The following is an 18231-nucleotide window of genomic DNA, read 5'->3' on the forward strand; positions in this document are numbered from 1 at the left end:
CGGGCGTCAAGATCGCGCGAAGCCGCGCGGGCGACGCGGGGAGCAGTGCGGCGTGCGCAGAGAAAAGCCGCTCGACGCACGCGGCACGCCGCGGGATCGAACGGCTCGGCAATGGGCTTCTTCGTGCGGCGACGGATCGCGGGCTACTTCACGATCTTCACGCTCACGCCGCTGTGCTTGCTCTTCACGAGCGCGATGGCGGCGTCGTTCATCTGCTTGGACTGCTTGTTCTCGTCGCCCGCCATGTTGCGCGTCATGTTGATGTCGAACGAGCCCTTCTTCGTGGGCTCTTCCTCGTCGTAGTACTCGTACGACCACTTCGGCAAGGTGCCGGCCTTCCCGGCGTTGTGCATGAACTTGGGGCTCGAAGTCTTCACGAGTTTGACGCAGTACACCGGCATGGCCAGTTCTCCGAAGCGGGTCGTGCCCCTCGGGGCACCTCCCACCCGCGCCGACACGCTACCGCGCGCCGCGATCGCCCGCAAGCGGGGGAGGGCAACCGACCTGCCGGCTGGCGCTTACGACGCGGCGGCGTAGATCGCCGGGCGGTACCGGGGCTTGGGCACCTTGCGCCCGTCCGCCTTCGCTGACGCCAGCCACGCCTTCTGCGCGACCAGCACCTCGCGCACGGCGTCTTCCGGAGTCTTGCCCCAGGCCGAGCAGTACTTGAGGTCCGGAATGTCGGCGATGTAGCCGTCGTCTTCTTTGCTGTAGAAGATGTTGATGAGGTACGCGGTCATGCCATCGCGACCTCGACGCAGCAGAGTTCTGAATAACAATCTAGAAAATCACCGATTCGCATAAATGGCTGCTGTGATTGATGCAACAGCATTATCTCGTGAAATGTTCCCCCAAAGGGGCAACAAAATACGCTCCCCGGGCGATACTTCGGTGGCTAATCTAACAGATATCATAAAATCATCGGGGATGAGTGTGTGCAACTGGACCAACAAGTCGTCCCTCGAAGTATTTGTGTCGGCAAGATAAAGCCCAAAGTGTCTGCTTTCTGTTAGTGCGAAGCCGGGCAATATTGTGTCGTCGACGCGAATAGAGCTGGATCGATCTGTGCCCTCTGGCATTTCAGCGAGGCTAATTACATACTTGTCGCGTAGTTCAGTCGGGGGCGTGAATCCCCACTCGAATGCCCACTTGTACGCAGCAACGCGTCCTATATTTCGGATCTCAAACTCTAGACATGTCTGGACGAACAGCCCTTTGGCTGAAGTAAATGCTCTGCGAACGGCCAAATTCATAGGAGTGGCCTGTAATCGTGGCGCAATCAACCGATTCCTCAGTAGCTCTAGATAGAAATGAGATGCCGGTTCGGACCGCCCGCCGCGACGGTGGTAATATTTATGGTCGTAAACGCTCTGGTGCGGTGCCAGTGGGCTGTCCGGAATATCAATGATGAGAACTACTCTTCCGAGAGGTATACGTGAATCCTCTTTAGTCGAGCGGATCACTTCGGAGATCTGAAAATGAGACAGTGGATGCTCTACGAGCTTCGGCAGTACTTGTTCTAGCCAGTGTGATGTGCGAGTCCGTGTGCCTGATCTGAACTCCTCGACGCCGTCAAACTTGCCAATGTCGGTTTGTCCAATGATCAGTTGTCCGCCGCCAGAGTTGGCAAACGCCGAAACTGCCTTTGCAAGTTTGCTTCTAAAGTCGAGATCATCAAGAAGTGCGCCGGCCTTTCTTTCAAACTTGGCATTTTCGCTGTCAGGAAGATCAGATAGTCGGTCTTCGGTCCAAGTTGCCTGATCTGTGCAATGTCTATCGTAATGCATAATTAGATCCTGTCGAGATATCACCCGTTTGATTCGGGCGGAGAATCTCTCGGACTGCGCATTCCTGGTCATAAATACAGGCTCAATCCCCCGTATCCAGGACGGCCATGAAGGCCTCCTGGGGGATGGTGACCGCGCCGATGTTCTTCATTCGCTTCTTGCCTTCCTTCTGCTTGTCGAGGAGCTTGCGCTTGCGCGAGACGTCCCCGCCGTAGCACTTCGCCAGCACGTCCTTGCGGTAGGCCTTGATGGTCTCGCGGGCGATGACCTTCCCGCCGATGGCGGCCTGGACGGGGATCTCGAACTGGTGGCGGGGGATCTGCTCGCGCAGCTTGGCGCACAGCCCGCGCCCGCGGTGCTCGGCCTTCTCGCGGTGGACGATGACGGACAGGGCCTCGACGGCCTCGCCGTTCACGAGGATGTCCATGCGGACGAGCGTGTCGGTGCGGTAGCCGATGACCTCGTAGTCCATGGTGCCGTAGCCGCTGGTGAGGCCCTTCATCTTGTCGAAGAAGTCGTAGATGATCTCGGCGAGGGGGATCTCGAACTGGAGGAGGTCGCGGGTGTTGGAGACGAAGGACTGGTTCTTGTACACGCCGCGCCGGTCGAGGACGAGCTTCATGATGTCGCCGATCTTGTCCTTGGGGATCATGAGCTCGAGGCGGCAGATGGGCTCGCGCACCTCGACGATGATGGAGGGGTTGGGGAGTTCGGCGGGGTTGTGCACCTCGAGCAGCACGTGCCCGGGGGGCACCTGTGCGTAGTGGGGCATGTCGGGCGTGACCTTCTTGAGCACCTGGCCGGCGGGAGAGACGATGTCGTCGGTGCCCGCGCGACAGACGATCTGGTAGGACACGGTGGGGGCGGTCTGCACGACCTCGACGCCGCCCTCGCGCTCCAGGCGTTCCTGGATGATGTCCATGTGCAGCAGGCCCAGGAACCCGCATCGATAGCCGAAGCCGAGCGCCTCGCTGTGCACGGGCTGGAAGGTGAACGACGAGTCGTTGAGCGAGAGCTTCTCGACGGCCTCGCGGAGGTCCTCGAAATCGCTGGACTCCCCGTCCTCCTTGGTCGCGGGGTAGAAGTCGCAGAACACCATCTGGCGCGGGGGCTGGTAGCCGGGGAGGGCCTCGGTCGCGGGCGAGTGCTCGAGCGTGATGGTGTCGCCGATGCGGACGTCCTTCAGCGTGCGGATCGCGGCGACGACGTAGCCGGTCTCGCCGGGGCCGAGCTCCTTGACGCGCACCGGCTTGGGGGTCATCTTGCCCAGGTCGCTGACCAGGAACGTGCGCTGCGTGCCGATCATGCGGATCTTGTCGCCCACGCGCAGCGTGCCGTCGAAGATACGCGAGTACACGATCACGCCGCGGTAGTCGTCGTAGACGGCGTCGAAGATCAGCCCGCGGAGGTGTTCCGTCACCGGGGGGCGGGGCGCGGGCATCTTCTCGCAGATCGATGCCAGCAGTTCCGGGATGCCCTGGCCGGTCTTGGCCGACACCAGCAGGCAGTCCTCGGCCTTGAAGCCCAGCGTCTGCTCGATCTCCATGGCGACGTCGACGGGCCTCGCGCCGGGCAGGTCGATCTTGTTGATCACCGGGATGATCGTGAGGTTCTCGTTCACCGCGAGGTACGCGTTCACGAGCGTCTGGGCCTGCACGCCCTGGGTGCTGTCGACCACGAGGATCGCGCCCTCGCACGCCTTGAGGGCGCGCGAGACCTCGTAGTTGAAATCGACGTGCCCGGGCGTGTCGATGAAGTTCATCATGTAGAGATCGCCGTGGGCCTCGGCCTTCTCGCCCTTGCGGGGCGTGTGCAGGCCGGCGTCGTCCACGGGAGTCTCGTACTCGTTCTCGAGGTCGTCGGCCTTGGCGCCGGGCTTGTGCCGGTGCCAGACGGTGACGGCGGACGCCTTGATCGTGATGCCCCGTTCGCGCTCGAGGTCCATCGAGTCGAGGATCTGCTCCTTGGCCTCGCGGGGCGAGACGGCGTTGGTCGCCTGGAGCAGGCGGTCGGCGAGCGTGCTCTTCCCGTGATCGATGTGCGCGATGATCGAGAAGTTGCGGATGTGCGGGGAAGGATCGGGCATTCGCGGGGATGATAGGAAGCGAGCCGCGACCGCCCCAGAACGAATCAGTCCGGCCCCACCGCGATGAAGTACCAGATGCTGCTCTCGAGGGCGTCGGTCACGTTGTCGTGCGTTTGCACCGTCGCCGTGGTCGCGCTCGGCGCGGCGCCCACGCCCGCGTTGCGCGAGCCCACCCCCGCGACCGCGGTCGCCACCACCGTCGGCGGGCCCGCGAACTGGGGCGAGAACGTGATCGTGTACACCCCGGTGGAGGGGTTCGAGACCGAGTACCCGGGCCCGGAGGTTTGCGCCGAGGTGTACACGCCGAAGATGATCCGGGTCTTGCCGGCGGGGGCGCGCACCCCGTTCGCCGGGGCCCAGGCCGACCCGTTCCAGGCGATCACCTGGTTGGTGGTGGGGGCGGTGCTCGCGAGTGCGCGGCCCTGCAGGCGGTCCACCGTCGTGGCGCCCGCGACGCCGGTCACGTCGCCCGCGAGCGTCACAGTGCTGGGTGTCCATGCGGCGCCGCTCCAGACAAGCGTTTGACCGGTCAAAGGTGCGGTTGGCGACACCGGGCGGCCGCGAAGTCCGACGACGGTCGTTGTGGAAAGTGCGCCGGCAACGTCGCCGCCGACGGCAAGCGTGGTCGGCGTCCATACACCCTGAAACACGAGCGCCTGATTATCGGAAGGCGGCGTGGAGGACACCGAAACGCCCCGCAGCCCGTTGACCGTGAGCGCGTTGATCTGACCGGTTACGTCGCCTCCGAACGCGGGAAGTTCTGACGACAGAATAGGGGCGACGGTGACCGGTGCGCCCGCGCCGAGTTGCTTCAAGAACCGCCCGGTGCCGCCGGTTTGCGACAGGTTGGCGCCGGTGCCGCCCCGCGAGAGCGGGAGTGTCCCGCTCGTGACGTTGGCCGCGCTCAGGTTCTGCAGGCCGGCGCCCGATCCGGTGAACACGTTTGAGGCGTTCGAGAACGTTACTGCTCCCGAGTATGTGCCGGCGAGGCGACCACCCGGGAGAACGCCCGACGAGAGATTCGATGCGTCCTGATAGAAGAACCCGGCTCACCGTTCAGATTCGACGCGTCGTCGGCAACGCCGGCCGAGAGCGCCCGTGCGGCGTAGGGCGTGAGCGTGAGCTCCTGACGCGGCGTCAGGATGGTCCAGCCGGTGTCGTCCGCGCATCCGGTCCCGACGTCGGGGCGTACTTCGATCTGGAGCCATCTCCGCGCGCCCGGGTACTGCGCACCGAAGTCCAGCACGCTCGCGAACTGCCCTTGCACGACCGGGGCGTCATTCGTGCACAACGTCGCGCCCTGCTGCAGTCCGTCGGTCGCCGAGTCGAAGAGCCGGAAACGCAAGTCGTACGAGCCGCCGGCGGGCTGCCCGGCGTCGCGCAACGTTCCCTGATACGTAAACGCGGTGGTCAGCGATTGGGCGAATGCGGCGGATGCGGCGGCGAGACACAACACGAAAGTCAGTCGCACCATTGGTTTCCCTCCCTTCAATCTGGTACCTGGACGCATTGGATTTTCTCAGAAATGGGGCGAACGCACAAGCGATCCTGGGCGCCACGGCGTGCCATGACTGCCGGCGGCTTTGCCGGCGTGCGATCTCGGGCGAGGGGCGTCTGCCCGCCATGGCGTGTGCGCGCGTGAAAAAGCCCGGCGGGAGGCCGCCGGGCCCGGTCAGGCGTGCAGATGGTCGTAGAGCGTCGGACGCCGCGAGACTTAGCGCCGACGACGCGCGACGAGGAGGCCGCCCAGGCCGAGCAGGGCCGCGGCGCCGGGGGCGGGGACGATCGTCAGGTTGTCGTACGCGGTGAACGACGACGAGCTGAAGAAGTTGTCGCCGAAGAGGATGACCTGCTCGACGGCGGTGGCGGCGAAGACGCCCGAGACGCTGGAGTAGATGAGCGAGTTGTTGTAGTAGTAGTTGATGGTGTCGGCGGCGGGGTTGGTGTCGACGCGGAAGTTGAAGTACTGGCCGGGGGTCCAGTCGGCGCCGGTGTCGACGAACGCGAGGCCCGCGCCGACGTCGTCGAGCACGAGGATGTTGCCCTGGAAGTTCAGCAGCGCGCGCCAGGTGAGGAGCGCCTGGCTGGGCGCCTGGCCGATGATCGCGGCGTCCTGGTCGCCCGTGTTCGAGATGAGCACGTCAACGCTGACGGACGAGAAATCGTTGCTGAAGTCGCCGAAGTCCGGGCTGAACGCGCCGTTGAACGACCCGGTGGAGCCGGGGCCGGCGCTGAGCAGCAAGTGCTGGCTGCCGCTGGCGGGGTTCGCGGAGGAGATCACCGGGGCGGCCCCGTTCGCGGCGAACGTGGTCCAGCCGTTCTGCCCGCTGATCGGGCCCGGCGCGAACGTCTCGAAGCCCTCGTTCAGGCTGGGGATGCGGTCGCTGTACCCGCCGGCGGGCGCGGGGATGTACGACGTGCTGAGCTGCGCGCTGGCGGCCCCGGCGCAGACGGACAGAACGATCACCGACACAACAGAATTACGCATGTCTCTCTCTCCAGAGTGGTGCGGACGGACGCTCGGACACGAACAAAGCACGAGCGGCGGACGCGAACAGGCCGCCCGAGTCGTTCGGGCGGCACCAACTGTTCGCATAGAGAGGCGCCTGGTTGTGCGATCCTTCCCAAAATGCCGGGAGAACTCGGCGCACATGCCCGATAACCGCTGCAGGCATGCAACGGCAACGGCGCATTGTACAGGATTTTCCGGGGTACGCCGGCCAAGAGCCGGCTGTACGCGGTCGACGCAGTTCGCTCGCGGCGTCAGTACGGAGCTCATTGCGCCCGCCCGCGGCGGCGACGGGACGCATTGCCCGGTAACTCATCACACCCCGCGCAGGTCGCGCCACGGGGGCGCTGAGAGCGGTCTCTGGTGATCGCGGCTCGGAGCGGCCCGGGAAGGCTCAGTACTGCGTGGGGAAGAACATCGCGGTGAGACGCCGGTCGATCACGGAGACGTTGGCGTTGAAGGACAGGACGCGAAGATAGAAGGTGGTGCTCCCGGCGCCGACGGAGACGACGTTGTGCGTGGTCACCGTCGCCGGGGCGCAGCCCGTGATGATTCGGTGGGACTGCCCGGCGGTAGCGCTCACGGTTGAACTCGCGGACGCGAAGGCGAAGACCGTCGCGTTCAGAACGTCGCAGTTCTCGAACTCGACCGTCCCGATGAGCACGACAAAGCCGGCCGTGGGGGCATTGATCGTGACGGTCTCCACGGTCGTTGAGACATCCTCGGCGAGCCCAAAGGACGTGACGTTCGCTTCCGATCGAACCCCAGGTTCGTTGACGGTTTCCGACGAACCGATGGAATCCGGCGGGAGGACAACGGTGGAGTCGCCGACACCGGAGGAGCTGACGGACAGGGCCACGTCGCCGCCGTTGATGTTTAGCCGGCCGGGCTCGGTCGCGTTGCCGAGCGTGGCCGTCGCCGAGTCGCGGTTGACGGTGAGCAGCGCGGCGGTCTCGACGTCCGCGGCCCGCCCGCGGAACTCGAGATTGTTGGTCGTGCCGTTGTAGCGGAGGATGTACGCGTTGCTGACGCTGGTGTTCTCGGCCATCACGAGCTGGCTCTGGGTGTCGGCGACGCCCGGGGTCACGATGATGGTGCCCAGCGAGTCGCTGCTGCGGACGTGCAGGGAGGCTTCCGGTACGCTCGTGCCCACGCCCACGCTGTCCGTGAACGCGTTGGCGCCCGTGAAGAAGTTGGTGCCGTTCAGGCGCGGGATGTTGGTGGAGAGGCGGGCGTCGGCGAGGGTGCCCGTGGACACGTTTGTGGCGTTGAGGGCGGTGATGGCCGAGCCCGCGCCGGCGAAGGACGTCGCGGTGATGGAGCCGCTGAAGATGCTCGACGCGGCGTTCAGGCGGGGGATGTTGGTGGAGAGGCGGGCGTCGGCCAGCGTGCCCGTGGATACGTTTGTGGCGTTCAGCGCGGTGAGGCTGGCGCCGCTGCCGCTGAACGCCGGTGCCGTGACGTTCGCGGTGAAGGTGTTGGCGACGCTGAGGCGCGGGACGTTGGTGGAGAGACGGGTGTCCGGCACGGTGCCGGACGTGAGATTCGACGCGTTCTGATAGAAGGACGGCGGCTGCCCCCCGAAGAGCACAGCGCTGGTGGAGCTTCCGGCGTTGAGCGCGTAGGAGGCGTACGGCGTGGCGAGGATCTCCTGGCGCGGCGAGAGGGGCGTGAACCCTGCGAGGTTCGTGCAGTCGCCCGCGGCGCCGTCTCGCACCTGGATGTCCAGCCAGCGCCGATTCCCCGTGAACGACCCGCCCGGGAGCGTGACGGTGAACCGGCCGTCGACGACCGGCACGTTGTCCGCGCACAGCTCGACGCCCGCGGGGTTGGGGCCGGACTCTGTTTCGAAGAGCGTGAAGACGAAGTCGTAGGAGCCATTGGCAACGACGCCGTCGAGCTTGAGTTGCCCCTGGTACGTGAACGCCGTCGTTACGGGCTGCGCGGCCGCCCCGGACACGAACACACAGGTCGCCGCCACGATCGCGGCCCATCCGAGTTTCCTGGACATTCCAAGCCTCCCACCGGCCCCTGTCGGAGCCCGGCAAACAGGCTACCGCATTCCGGCGGGTTTGCAATTCGAACAGGGTGCGGGCGAACTCGGCGTTATCGCCCCCCGGCGGCGTGGTTCAGCGTCGGCGGACGACGAGCTCGTACACCGGCGGTAGTTGGGCGAAGCAGCCGGGATCCTGGCTCGCCTCGGCCCAGGCCTGGCTGAAGGCCCGCTCGTCCTCGGCGGTGATGAACCCCGTCTCCACGAGGCGCGGCACGTACGTCTGCCAGAACGAGTTGGGCCAGTGCCACATGGGCGTGCCCGGGCGGGCGAGGCGCTGGACGACGTTCAGGTCGACGACGTCGAAGCCGTGCTTGAGGAACAGGCCCGGCAGGCGGGCCATGACGTCGGTGTCGCCGCCGCGGGCGCGCCAGGAGGCGCCGACGGCGTTGATGACTTTCGTGAACGCCTCGCGCCGCGGCGCGAGCGTGAGCGAGCGTTCGTAGTTGAAGTAGTCCTGCACCGCGACGCGCCCGCCGGGCTTGATGAGGGATGCGAGGCCCTCGACCACACGCTCGGGGTGCGCGAGGAAGCAGAAGACCCACCGGGCGTAGGCGACATCGATGAGGCCCTTGTCCTCGGACAGCACGTTCATGAGGTCCTGGACGTCGCCGAGCACGCGCTCGATGGAGAACGCGCGGCGCGCGACGGCCTGGTCGTGCAGTTGCTTGAGGAACGTCGCGGATTCGTCGATGGCGATCACGCGCCCCGTGGGGCCGACGATCTGTGCGAGGTCGAGCGACGCGTGCCCCGGGCCGCAGCCCAGGTCGAGCACCGTAAGCCCGGGCTGGATGCCCGCGCGCTCCCAGAGCGCGTGGGTGCACCCGGACCAGAGCCGGTGCTGGAGCCCGAGGCGGACGGCCTCGTCGCTGCTGGTGCCAAGGACGTACTCGGAGTGATTGGGCGCACCGGATGGCATGTGCGGGAAGCGTAGGGTCACGCGGGCGGGGCGGGAACCGCGGACTGAGAATCGCGTCTCAACAGGTGCCCGCCCCCGACCCGGGACGCGTGAAGCCCGGCGGGAAGAGGCGGAGAAGGAGCCTGGTCATGGAAGCCGGAAAGGTCGCCTGTGTGGCGGCGGGGTTGGTGTGCGCGCAGGCCGCGTTCGGTCTGCACCGCCCGGACACGGGCCTGCGGGTGCGTGTGGACGTGGGACGTGCGGCGATCCGGGTGGGCGTCCCGGCGCGAGAGTGTGGGCCCGCGCCCCGGCTGCCGCACCGGCGCGAGCACCCGCGGTTCGAGCATCGCGCGGACGTGCTGCACCTGGACGGGCGCGAGGTCGTGGCGCGGATCGTGCTGGAGCGTCAGTCGTGCGGGCGTCTGGCGGCGAAGGTCGTGCTCGACACCTGCGACGCGCGCGGGCTGCCGCGCATCGAGGAGATCAACCTGCGCGTGTTCGTCGACGGGCGTGAGTGGTGCGCGCCGCTGCGCGGGCACTGCGAGGGCGGGTCGAGCGCCACGTTCGTGGCGACGGACGGCCCGCGCGTCGGGCGGCGCGAGTGCGCGACGGCGGTGCTCACCGTCCGCTCGTGCCGCGACATCGACACCGTGAAGCGGACGGGGATCGGCGTGCGCTGATCGCGCCGTGCGGAACGAAGACGGGGCCCCCGGCGATCGGGGGCCCCGTGCGTGCGGGCGGGGAAACGCGCCGGCGGGCGCGTGGATCAGCGGCGCGTGGATCAGCGGCGGGTAGATCAGCGGCGGGTAGAACGGATCTCGCCGCTGCGGTACTCGCCCTTGCCGTCGGGGCGGGGCCCCCAGAACTCGAGCACCATGGTGTTGGGGCCTTCCATGCGCTCGACCTCGCGCATCCAGGTCTCGTTGCCGGTGGTGGGGTCGGTGAACTTCCCGAACCAGACGATCGAGCCGTCGGGCTTCATCTCGCCCGTGAACTTTATCATGCTGGTGCCCATGCTGTCGATCCAGATGGACTCGAACTGCTTGTCGGTGTTGTTGTAGCCGTAGAGCCCCATGCCCGTGAAGGGCATCGTCTGCCCGCCGCCCATGTCCATCATGCTGCTGGTGTCGGCCTGGGTGTAGCGCCCGCCCATGATGGGCGTGATGACGGTCTTGGTCTTCGACGTGCTCGGGGGCGCGTCGGGCGCCATCCACCACGTCATGGTGCCTTCCCACGTGCCCTGCGTGCTCGCGAGGCGCTCGTGCATCGGGCCGGGCGTGGCGGCCTGCATCATGGCGGCCATCATCGCCTCTTCGCTCATCGGGGCCTTGGCCTTCTTGCTGCCCGACGCGCAGCCCTGCAGCGCCAAACCCGCCAGCCCGCACGACACCATGACCACCGCCGTCAGCGTCCGACCGTTCATGTGAGTTCTCCGCGCGGGTCGACGGGCCTCATGAAACGTGTGGCCTCATCGCTCGCGCCGCAACGATACCGAACGCACGCCCAACGTGCAACCCGTCCCGGCCCGGGACGTGGGACATTGGTGCTACGCGTCTTCGGCGAGGGTACTTCCGCGCAGGCGCCCGACCGACGACAACGCGCCCCCCGGGTCGACCGTGAACACCGCCACATCCGCGGGCTGCAACGACGCCGCCGCGGGGTCGATCGCTCGTACGAAATCCGAGAGGCACGGGTTATGTCCGACCACCAGCGCGCACGGCGCGCCCGACGAGACCAGTTCGCGGATGACCTCGCGCACCGCGCTCACGGTCGTGTTGGGCACGAGGCGGTCGTCCACGTGCGGCACGGCGCCCAGCGCCTCGCACGCGGGCCGCGCGGTCTCGGCGGCGCGCCGCGCCGGGCTGTGCACGATCTGCGTTGGCCGCACGTCGACCGGCGACTCTGCCGCGCCCAATGCACGCGCGAGCCCGTGCGCCTGCTGCACGCCCCACGCGCTGAGCGGCCTGGAAAGATCGCCTTCCCCCGAAGCGGGGGGCAGGGCATCCGCGTGGCGCGCGATGTATAACCGCATCGGCGCATCCTACATGATTTCGTACGTCGCGTCGGAGGACGTACGCTCGGGCGTGCATGTGTGGATCGTTGCAAGTGTGTACGGCGTGCTGTCGCTGGTGACGCTGGGCGTGTTTGCCGTCGACAAGCGTCTGGCGATGGCCGGCGCGCGCCGCGTGCCCGAGCGCTGGTTGCACGCGTTGTCGCTGCTGGGAGGGTGGCCGGGCGCGATGCTGGCCTTCCGCCTCGTCCGCCACAAGAACCGCAAGCCGGCGTTCGTGCTGCGGACGTGGATGTTCGCGCTGCTGCACGTCGCGGCGTGGAGCGTCTGGGCTTTCGCGATGTAGTCAGCGGGTCCAGCCGCCCGGCAGGCGCCCGAAGACGGCGGCCACGGCCCGGCGCGTGTCGACGCGGATGTTCTCGGCTTCTTCGAGCAGCGGCGCGGGAACGGACTCGGTGATCGGCGCCACGCTCGAAGGCAGGCGCACCAGCGCCGCCGGACCGGGGGCGTCCTGCGCGATGCGCGGGGGCGCACCGGTGGCGGGAGGGGTCGCGGGGCTGGTCATGACGATGACGGCGATGCCCGCGCCGAGGACGACCGCCGCCGCGAGCGCGCCGAACAGCGCGTGGCGTGCGAAGCCGGGCTCGCGGGGCGGCGCGGTCGTGCGCGCGAGGATCCGTTCGCGCAGGGCGGAGGGAGCCTCGAGCCAGGGCGTCGCCCCGTGATCGGAGAGGGCGCGGTGCACGCGGGCGTGCCCGGTGGGGACCGAGCCGGCCTCGCCGGCGGACCGCCGGTCGTCGAGCTGGCGCGATGTCGTTAGCGCGTCCACGATGTCGTTCATGCGACACCCCCGACGAGGCCGGGCTGCGCGATGGCGTGCAGGCCCGACTTGCGGGGCGGGCGGACGCGCCGGGTGCCCGCCTGGGGCGCCGGGGCCTCGGGCGTCAGCCCGGCGAGGTGCTGCCGGGCGCGGTAGAGGCAGACGCGCACCGCGACGCGCGACTTGCGCATCACGCGGGCGATCTCGGGGATGTCCATGTTCTCGGCGTAGCGCAGCCACAGCGCGGTGTGCTGCTCGGCGGTCAGATGCTCCGCCGCGAGTGCCCAGAGCTTGGCGCCCATGGAACGGTGCTCGGAGGTGTCCGGCGCCGGCGCGGGCGCGGGGGTGTCGTACGTCTCGGGAAGGCGGCGGGGTGCGGAGCGTCGGCGGCGCGAGATCGCCTGGCGCAGCGCGATGGTGTACAGCCAGGTGGAGAACTTCCAGCGCGGGTCGTACGAGCGCAGGCGCTCCCAGGCGCGGAGGAAGGCTTCCTGCGTGAGTTCCTCGGCGTCCTGCGTGGACTCGCCCCGGCGGACGAGGAAGGTGAACAGGCGCGACTCGTAGAGCGCGACGAGGCGGGCGAAGCACGCGCGCCCCTCGGCGTCGCCCGACGCCGCGCGCACCGCGAGGGTCTCGGGCGTCAGGACCCGAAGACCCGCGAAGGGTTGGCTGGCGGCATCGTCAGGGCGTGGGTGCATTCCCGGGCTCCTTCCCCGCCTCCCGCGCCGGCTCGCGCGGGCCTTGCATCAGCATCATCAACCGTACGAGCGCCGCGGCCTGCGAGGCGTCGTGCGACGCCCGGACCGTCACGCTGGTGCCCGAGGAGGCGACCTGCACCGACGCGGCGGCCGCGGCGAGGGCGGCCATGTCCGGGCTGTCCTCGCCGGTCATCTCCAGCGCGGCGATCGTCCCGTCGAGCATGCGGCGCATCTGGACCGCGCGCTCCGGCGACACCGCACGGAAGAGCAGTTCGCCGCGGATCTCGCGCCCCGCTTCGCCCGTTTCTTCGGAGAGGCGTGCCTGCATGGTGCGGACGCCGCGCAGCACGAGCGCGCTCGGCCCGCCCGAGGGCGAGGCGGCGCCGGCGGTGGCGTTCTCGGACCCGGGGGCGGGCGCGGGGTCGGATTCGCTCCCGAAGCCATCGGCCGCGACGGCGAGGATGGTGCCCGGTCCCTCGGGGATGGGGAACTGCGCGTCGAGCGCGGGCAGGTCGGTGGTGATGACCCGCAGGGCGCGGCGCATCGCGTCCATGGAACCGGTGAAGAGCACGCGCCGTTCGTCCGGACGCCCGCCCGGCACGACCGCGGCGTACAGGCGTTCATCGTCGTGCGACCACGAGTGGACCTCGACGCTGCCGACGGCCTGCGTGGCATGCTCGCCCAGCCCGGCGGCGTGCATGCTCGCGCGGGCGCGGTCCGCCTCGGCCGACGCCGTCAGAATCGCCACCCCGCCGTCCTCGTCGAACGAACGCCCGTAGACGGTGAGCCCGCGCCCCTCGGCGAAGGGGTCGAAGCCCATCTCGCGGACGAAGCGATCTCGCGCGGGCACGCGTCCGTCGCGGGCGAGTTCCAGCAGCACCTTGCCCGGTTCGGACCGCATGGCGGCCTCGAGATCCAGGTGCACCACCCAGCGGGCCTCCGCGTCGATGATGGACCGCTCGACCGGGCCGGCGAGGGCGGCCCACGCCGAACCCGCCACGACCACCGCGCTCAGACCCCGGATTCTCCATGCAGCCGGATGCACGAGGATTCGTACGCCCGTCGCGCCGGTGCGTTACGCCCGCGCTAGCGCCCGGCGGCGTAGCGGGTGAACTTGTCGCCCAGGTCGATCAGGCTGGTCTGGAAGGCGTACCCGCCGGAGTTGAACAAGGCCCACTCGACGCCGGCCTTCGCCAAGTCCTTGGCATATTCCACCGCGTCGGGCACGTCCATGTTCAGCACCTGCCCTTCCACGCTCGCCGGATCGCGCGACGCCCCGCGGACGTCGCTCGCGCGCATCAGCCGGCGCTTGGCGAAGTCCGCCGCACGGTCCTCGTCGGTGAAGATCAGAAGCGAGCCCTTCCCCTCCAGGGCTCCCAGCAGCGGCTCGGCGTCTTCGCCCGCGCCCCGCGCAACGAAGTACCACGTCGGCAGGTTCATGGCGGCCTTCCAGAGCGCCTGCTCGTGCATCTTGTTCTGGCCCTGGCGCGAGGCCTCCACGAGCGCGTCAAAGTCCGTGTCCATGCGCGTTCCCCTGTGCCGCCGTCGGCGGCGTGCGGCGCCAGTGTACCGAAGCCTCCGGATGCGGTACGCTCCCCCCGCGCGCCGCGCGCGACGCCGGAGGACACGCCATCACGACCCCGACCCCGACGAACCCCGCCGACCCGCGCGCCCCCGGTCAGAGTTGGGTGATGCGCCACATCGTGGCGCTCATCGCCGGGGCAGTGGTGCTGCTGGTCGTGCTGCTCGGGGGGTGCATCGGGGGCATGGTGTACGTGGGGATCGCGGCCCTGCGATCGCACTCGTCGGTGCAGCCCGCGCTGGCGCAGGCCAGCTCCGACCCGCGCGTCACCGCCGTGCTGGGAACGCCGGTCGAGCAGGGGTTCATGGCGACGGGCAACGTCGCGTTCTCCGGAGCGACGCAGACGGCCAACCTGAGCATCGCGCTGCGCGGTCCCCTGGGGAAGGGGAAGCTGGTGTACTCCGCCACGCGCGTCGCGGGCGGGCAATGGCTGGTCCAGTCCATGCGCTTCGAGCCCCAGAACGGGACGCCGGTCGAACTGATCGCACCCAATGGCCCGCTCCTGCCGCCCGCGACCGGCCCGGGCGCTGCGCCGGGCGAGCCGGCGCCGCCCGCCCCGAATGGCGGCGAGTAGCGCGGCGAGGTACGCTCGTGCCGGCGCCCGGCGCGCCAGCGGAGGAACTCCCAGATGCGCAGCGTGTGTTTCGGTGTTGTGGCGGTGAGTGCGGCGGCGTTGGTCGGCGTTGGGTGTGCCGCGGGGACCCGGTCGGACCGTTCGGCGGCCGTCGGCGCGCCGTCTCACGCCGCGAAGGCCATGTTCGAGCGCGTCAAGACGCTCGAGGGCACGTGGGAAATGGTCGACGAGAAGGGCGAGCGTCACGTCGCCGCGACCTTTACCGTGAGTTCGAACGGGACCATCGTGCGCGAGGTGATGTTCCCGGGCGGGGCGCACGAGATGACGAACATTTACCACATGGACGGCCCCACGCTGTTGCTGACCCACTACTGCGCCATGGGCAACCAGCCCCGGATGCGGGCGCGCGAGCTGCGCGCCGACCAGATCGCCTTCGCGCATGACTCGGTCACCAACCTTGATTCGCCGGAGACGGCGTACATGGGCGAGATGACGCTCGTCTTCACGGGGCCGGATACCGTGCTCCAGGAATGGCGGTCCATCGCGAACGGCACGCGCGACGCGTCGCACGACGTGAGCATTCGACTGACCCGGCGTCGGTAGCCTGGGGCGCCCGCGCCGGGGTACCCGGTATAGTGGCGCTCCGTGCTCGCGACGACCGTTCAACCCGGCACCCCGCCGCCCGCGCTCTCGCGTCAGGACGCCCAGACCGTCGCGTTCTGGTCGATGGTCGTGGCGCTGGTGGGGCTGCTGGCGGTGGTGGCGCTGCTGAGCGTGGCGTTGCAGCGCCGACGGTCGCGCGAACGCGAGCTCAAGCGCGAGGCGCAGCGTCGACGCGAGGACGCGAAGAAGCCCCGCCCGGACCCCTGGGCCGAGGCCGGGCGCCGAGCGGGCTCGCCCCCTCCCGACGAGCCCGAGAGCCCGACGCGGGTCGCCCCCGAGCCGCAGGCGAGTGCGGGCGCGGCGCGCCGGCCCGTGGCGCTCATCACCGGCGCGGCCCGTCGCGTCGGGCGCGCGTGCGCGCTCGAACTCGCCCGGGCCGGGTGCGACATCGTGTTCACGTACCACTCCAGCGAGGACGACGCGCGCGAACTCGCCCGCGAACTGGCCGCGATGGGAACCGTCGTCTCGTTCCACCGCCTCGATCTGTCGGACCTCACGGCGGTGGGGGCGTTCGCCGCCGAGCGCGCGGAGATGATGCACGCGCTCGACATTCTCGTGCACAACGCGTCGGTGTACGAGCCTTCGCCCATCGACGAACTCACCCCGGAGGGCATCACGCGCCAGTACCGGGTGAACGCGGCGGCCCCGCTCATCCTGACGGCGGGGTTCGCGCCGCTCCTGCGCGCGTCGGGCCTGAACGGCGGGGGCAGCGTCATCGCGTTCGCGGATATCCACTCGATGGGGCGCCCTCGGCGCAACTTCTCGGCGTACTCGATGTCCAAGGCCGCCCTCGCCGAGATGATCTACAGCCTCGCCCGGGACCTGGCGCCCGACGTGCGCGTGAACGGCGTGGCGCCGGGCGTCGTGGCGTGGCCCGAGGGCGGGGCAGACGCCGACCCGGACACGCAGGCGAAGTACCTGCGCCGGATCCCGCTGGGGCGGGCGGGCACGCCCGAGGACGCCGCCCGCGTGGTGCGCTGGCTGGCGCTCGAGGCGACGTACGTCACGGGCGAGATCGTGCGGGTGGACGGCGGGCGCTGGCTGACGTGACGCCCGGGCGCACTCGACCTGCCGGTGCGAACAGCCGACGCCTAGCATGACCGGTACTCGGCACCGACCGTCGTCCGAACACACCCGCCCGGGCTCTTGGCCCGGCGCCCCCGAGAGCACGCATGTCCCATGCAGCCGCGGAGAAGTCCATGACCACGAACCACGCGCCCCGCACCCGCCCGGAGTCGGGCGGGCGCCCGAGCGACGCGCTGCCCGCGGCGACGCTCGTGAAGTGGCTGCGCGACATGATCCTGATCCGCGAGTTCGAGAACCGCTGCGCGCAGGCCTACCAGCAGGCGAAGATCGGCGGGTTCTGCCACCTGTACATCGGGCAGGAGGCGCTCGCCGTCGGCACCATCGCGAGCGTGAACCACGACGACCCGGTCGTCACCGCGTACCGCGACCACGGGCACGCGCTGGCCCGGGGCATGGACGCCGGCGCGTGCATGGCCGAGATGTACGGCAAGGCGACGGGCTGCGCCAAGGGCAAGGGCGGGTCGATGCACATGTTCGACAAGCCGAACTGGCTCTTCGGCGGGCACGGCATCGTGGGTGCGCAGACCGCGCTGGGCACGGGCCTGGCCTTCGCCGCTCGCTATGAGTGGGAAGTGCTGAGGCGCCCGCTGCCGAACCCGGGCGTGACGCCCGACCAGGCCCCGAAGAAGAAGGTGTGCCTCACGTACCTGGGCGACGGCGCGCTGAACCAGGGCGTGCTGCACGAGTCCATGAACCTGGCCGCCCTGTGGAACCTGCCCGTCATCTACATCGTCGAGAACAACGGCTACTCGATGGGCACCGCCATCGCTCGCGGCACAACGATGGCCGAAGACCTCACCAAGAAGGCCGCGGCGTACGGCATGCGGGGCGAGATCATCGACGGCTTCGACGTCATCGACCTCTACGACGAGTTCAAGCCCCTCGCGGATTGGTGCCGCGAGAACCAGAAGCCGGCCTTCGTCGACCTCAAGACGTACCGCTACCTCGGGCACTCGATGTCGGACCCGCAGAAGTACCGCACGAAGGACGAGGTCGACCAGTTCAAGAGCAAGGACTCGATCGACCGCATGGCGCACGTGCTCATGAGCGTCCGCAAGAACGCCGACGGCTCGCCCGTGCTGACCGAGCAGGGGTTCATGGACCTGCAGGCCGACGTGAAGGAGCAGGTGCGGGCGGCGATCGAGTTCGCGGAGAACAGCCCGATCCCCGACCTCGAGGCCGAACTCTACAGCGACGTGTTCTTCAACCCGATGCCGAACCTGAGCCCGACGCGCGAGTACGTGCACGGCGCGAAGAACCCGCTGCTGTAACAATTCCGAAGCCCGACGAGCCCGAAGCGCCACCGACAGCCCGCACCGGTCCTCGCCCACGGCGGTGCCGGCGAGCCTTCGAGCCGGAGGGGGCTACTTCCACTTCGCTGGCCGTGCCACTGACTTCCGTCTTCGGAAGTCAGTGCTCCTGTCCGGTCCGCACTCGTCACGCCCGGAGCACCGACATCGGCAG

21 protein-coding genes are annotated in these 18231 nt (G+C 68.8%); 6 read left to right on the forward strand and 15 right to left on the reverse strand.

All coding sequences use genetic code 11. The annotated features are described in order from the left end of the window. Positions 1–143 precede the first annotated feature (143 nt). The 9 genes from SFY69_12655 to SFY69_12695 all read right to left on the reverse strand — a co-directional run bounded on the left by SFY69_12655 (position 144) and on the right by SFY69_12695 (position 9354). The gene (locus SFY69_12655) at positions 144–401 is read right to left on the reverse strand and encodes a hypothetical protein (protein MDX2132893.1); all 258 of its coding nucleotides are present in this window, start codon (positions 399–401) and stop codon (positions 144–146) included. Positions 402–518: 117 nt separating this feature from the next. Continuing rightward, positions 519–740, reverse strand: coding sequence for a type II toxin-antitoxin system HicB family antitoxin (locus tag SFY69_12660; GenBank protein MDX2132894.1), 222 nt, complete (start codon positions 738–740; stop codon positions 519–521). A gap of 48 nt (positions 741–788) precedes the next feature. Continuing rightward, on the reverse strand, positions 789–1787 hold the full coding sequence (locus SFY69_12665) for an ATP-binding protein (GenBank protein ID MDX2132895.1): 999 nt from the start codon (positions 1785–1787) through the stop codon (positions 789–791). Between the two features lie 82 nt (positions 1788–1869). Next, a complete protein-coding gene (locus SFY69_12670; protein MDX2132896.1) occupies positions 1870–3873 on the reverse strand; it encodes a GTP-binding protein in 2004 nt (667 codons plus the stop codon). A gap of 44 nt (positions 3874–3917) precedes the next feature. After that, positions 3918–4814 (reverse strand): hypothetical protein, encoded by an 897-nt coding sequence (locus tag SFY69_12675; GenBank protein ID MDX2132897.1) that lies wholly within the window; start codon positions 4812–4814, stop codon positions 3918–3920. A 20-nt stretch (positions 4815–4834) separates the two neighbouring features. Then, a complete protein-coding gene (locus SFY69_12680; GenBank protein ID MDX2132898.1) occupies positions 4835–5347 on the reverse strand; it encodes a hypothetical protein in 513 nt (170 codons plus the stop codon). Between the two features lie 240 nt (positions 5348–5587). Beyond that, the gene (locus SFY69_12685; GenBank protein ID MDX2132899.1) at positions 5588–6361 is read right to left on the reverse strand and encodes a hypothetical protein; all 774 of its coding nucleotides are present in this window, start codon (positions 6359–6361) and stop codon (positions 5588–5590) included. A 415-nt stretch (positions 6362–6776) separates the two neighbouring features. Continuing rightward, on the reverse strand, positions 6777–8393 hold the full coding sequence (locus SFY69_12690) for a hypothetical protein (GenBank protein ID MDX2132900.1): 1617 nt from the start codon (positions 8391–8393) through the stop codon (positions 6777–6779). Between the two features lie 118 nt (positions 8394–8511). After that, positions 8512–9354, reverse strand: a complete 843-nt coding sequence (locus tag SFY69_12695; protein MDX2132901.1) for a methyltransferase domain-containing protein — start codon at positions 9352–9354, stop codon at positions 8512–8514. Between the two features lie 128 nt (positions 9355–9482). Here SFY69_12695 and SFY69_12700 point away from each other — a divergent pair, with 128 nt between their 5' ends. Next, the gene (locus tag SFY69_12700) at positions 9483–10013 is read left to right on the forward strand and encodes a hypothetical protein (GenBank protein ID MDX2132902.1); all 531 of its coding nucleotides are present in this window, start codon (positions 9483–9485) and stop codon (positions 10011–10013) included. Positions 10014–10129: 116 nt separating this feature from the next. On the opposite strand, the gene SFY69_12705 is transcribed toward SFY69_12700, so the two are convergent. Further along, positions 10130–10756, reverse strand: a complete 627-nt coding sequence (locus tag SFY69_12705; protein MDX2132903.1) for a DUF1579 family protein — start codon at positions 10754–10756, stop codon at positions 10130–10132. Positions 10757–10879: 123 nt separating this feature from the next. Further along, a complete protein-coding gene (locus SFY69_12710; GenBank protein MDX2132904.1) occupies positions 10880–11365 on the reverse strand; it encodes a histidine phosphatase family protein in 486 nt (161 codons plus the stop codon). Between the two features lie 52 nt (positions 11366–11417). On the opposite strand from SFY69_12710, the gene SFY69_12715 reads away from it, so the two are divergent. Beyond that, complete coding sequence (locus SFY69_12715; GenBank protein ID MDX2132905.1) at positions 11418–11690, forward strand: DUF1294 domain-containing protein; 273 nt, start codon at positions 11418–11420, stop codon at positions 11688–11690. Here SFY69_12715 and SFY69_12720 read toward each other — a convergent pair whose 3' ends face one another. Genes SFY69_12720 through SFY69_12735 form a run of 4 tightly spaced genes read right to left on the reverse strand, consistent with a single transcriptional unit; the run spans position 11691 to position 14386 of the window. Further along, entirely contained in the window at positions 11691–12185 is a 495-nt protein-coding gene (locus SFY69_12720; protein MDX2132906.1) for a hypothetical protein, read from the reverse strand. Beyond that, positions 12182–12862 (reverse strand): sigma-70 family RNA polymerase sigma factor, encoded by a 681-nt coding sequence (locus SFY69_12725; GenBank protein ID MDX2132907.1) that lies wholly within the window; start codon positions 12860–12862, stop codon positions 12182–12184. Before SFY69_12725 ends, SFY69_12720 begins: the two co-directional genes overlap by 4 nt. Next, positions 12846–13907: a hypothetical protein gene (locus tag SFY69_12730; GenBank protein ID MDX2132908.1), complete on the reverse strand. Its 1062-nt coding sequence runs from the start codon at positions 13905–13907 to the stop codon at positions 12846–12848. Before SFY69_12730 ends, SFY69_12725 begins: the two co-directional genes overlap by 17 nt. A gap of 41 nt (positions 13908–13948) precedes the next feature. Further along, positions 13949–14386, reverse strand: a complete 438-nt coding sequence (locus SFY69_12735; GenBank protein MDX2132909.1) for a hypothetical protein — start codon at positions 14384–14386, stop codon at positions 13949–13951. Between the two features lie 167 nt (positions 14387–14553). Between SFY69_12735 and SFY69_12740 the strand changes: the two genes are divergently transcribed. From SFY69_12740 to pdhA, 4 genes are all read left to right on the forward strand, one after another. Next, the gene (locus SFY69_12740; GenBank protein ID MDX2132910.1) at positions 14554–15018 is read left to right on the forward strand and encodes a cytochrome c oxidase assembly factor Coa1 family protein; all 465 of its coding nucleotides are present in this window, start codon (positions 14554–14556) and stop codon (positions 15016–15018) included. 180 nt (positions 15019–15198) lie between these two features. Further along, positions 15199–15621, forward strand: coding sequence for a hypothetical protein (locus SFY69_12745; GenBank protein ID MDX2132911.1), 423 nt, complete (start codon positions 15199–15201; stop codon positions 15619–15621). 42 nt (positions 15622–15663) lie between these two features. Continuing rightward, positions 15664–16731 (forward strand): SDR family oxidoreductase, encoded by a 1068-nt coding sequence (locus tag SFY69_12750; GenBank protein ID MDX2132912.1) that lies wholly within the window; start codon positions 15664–15666, stop codon positions 16729–16731. A gap of 149 nt (positions 16732–16880) precedes the next feature. Continuing rightward, the gene (gene pdhA, locus SFY69_12755; protein MDX2132913.1) at positions 16881–18038 is read left to right on the forward strand and encodes a pyruvate dehydrogenase (acetyl-transferring) E1 component subunit alpha; all 1158 of its coding nucleotides are present in this window, start codon (positions 16881–16883) and stop codon (positions 18036–18038) included. The last annotated feature ends 193 nt before the right edge of the window (positions 18039–18231 follow it).

The organism is Planctomycetota bacterium (genome assembly GCA_033763975.1).
Taxonomy (GTDB): Bacteria; Planctomycetota; Phycisphaerae; order Phycisphaerales; family UBA1924; genus RI-211.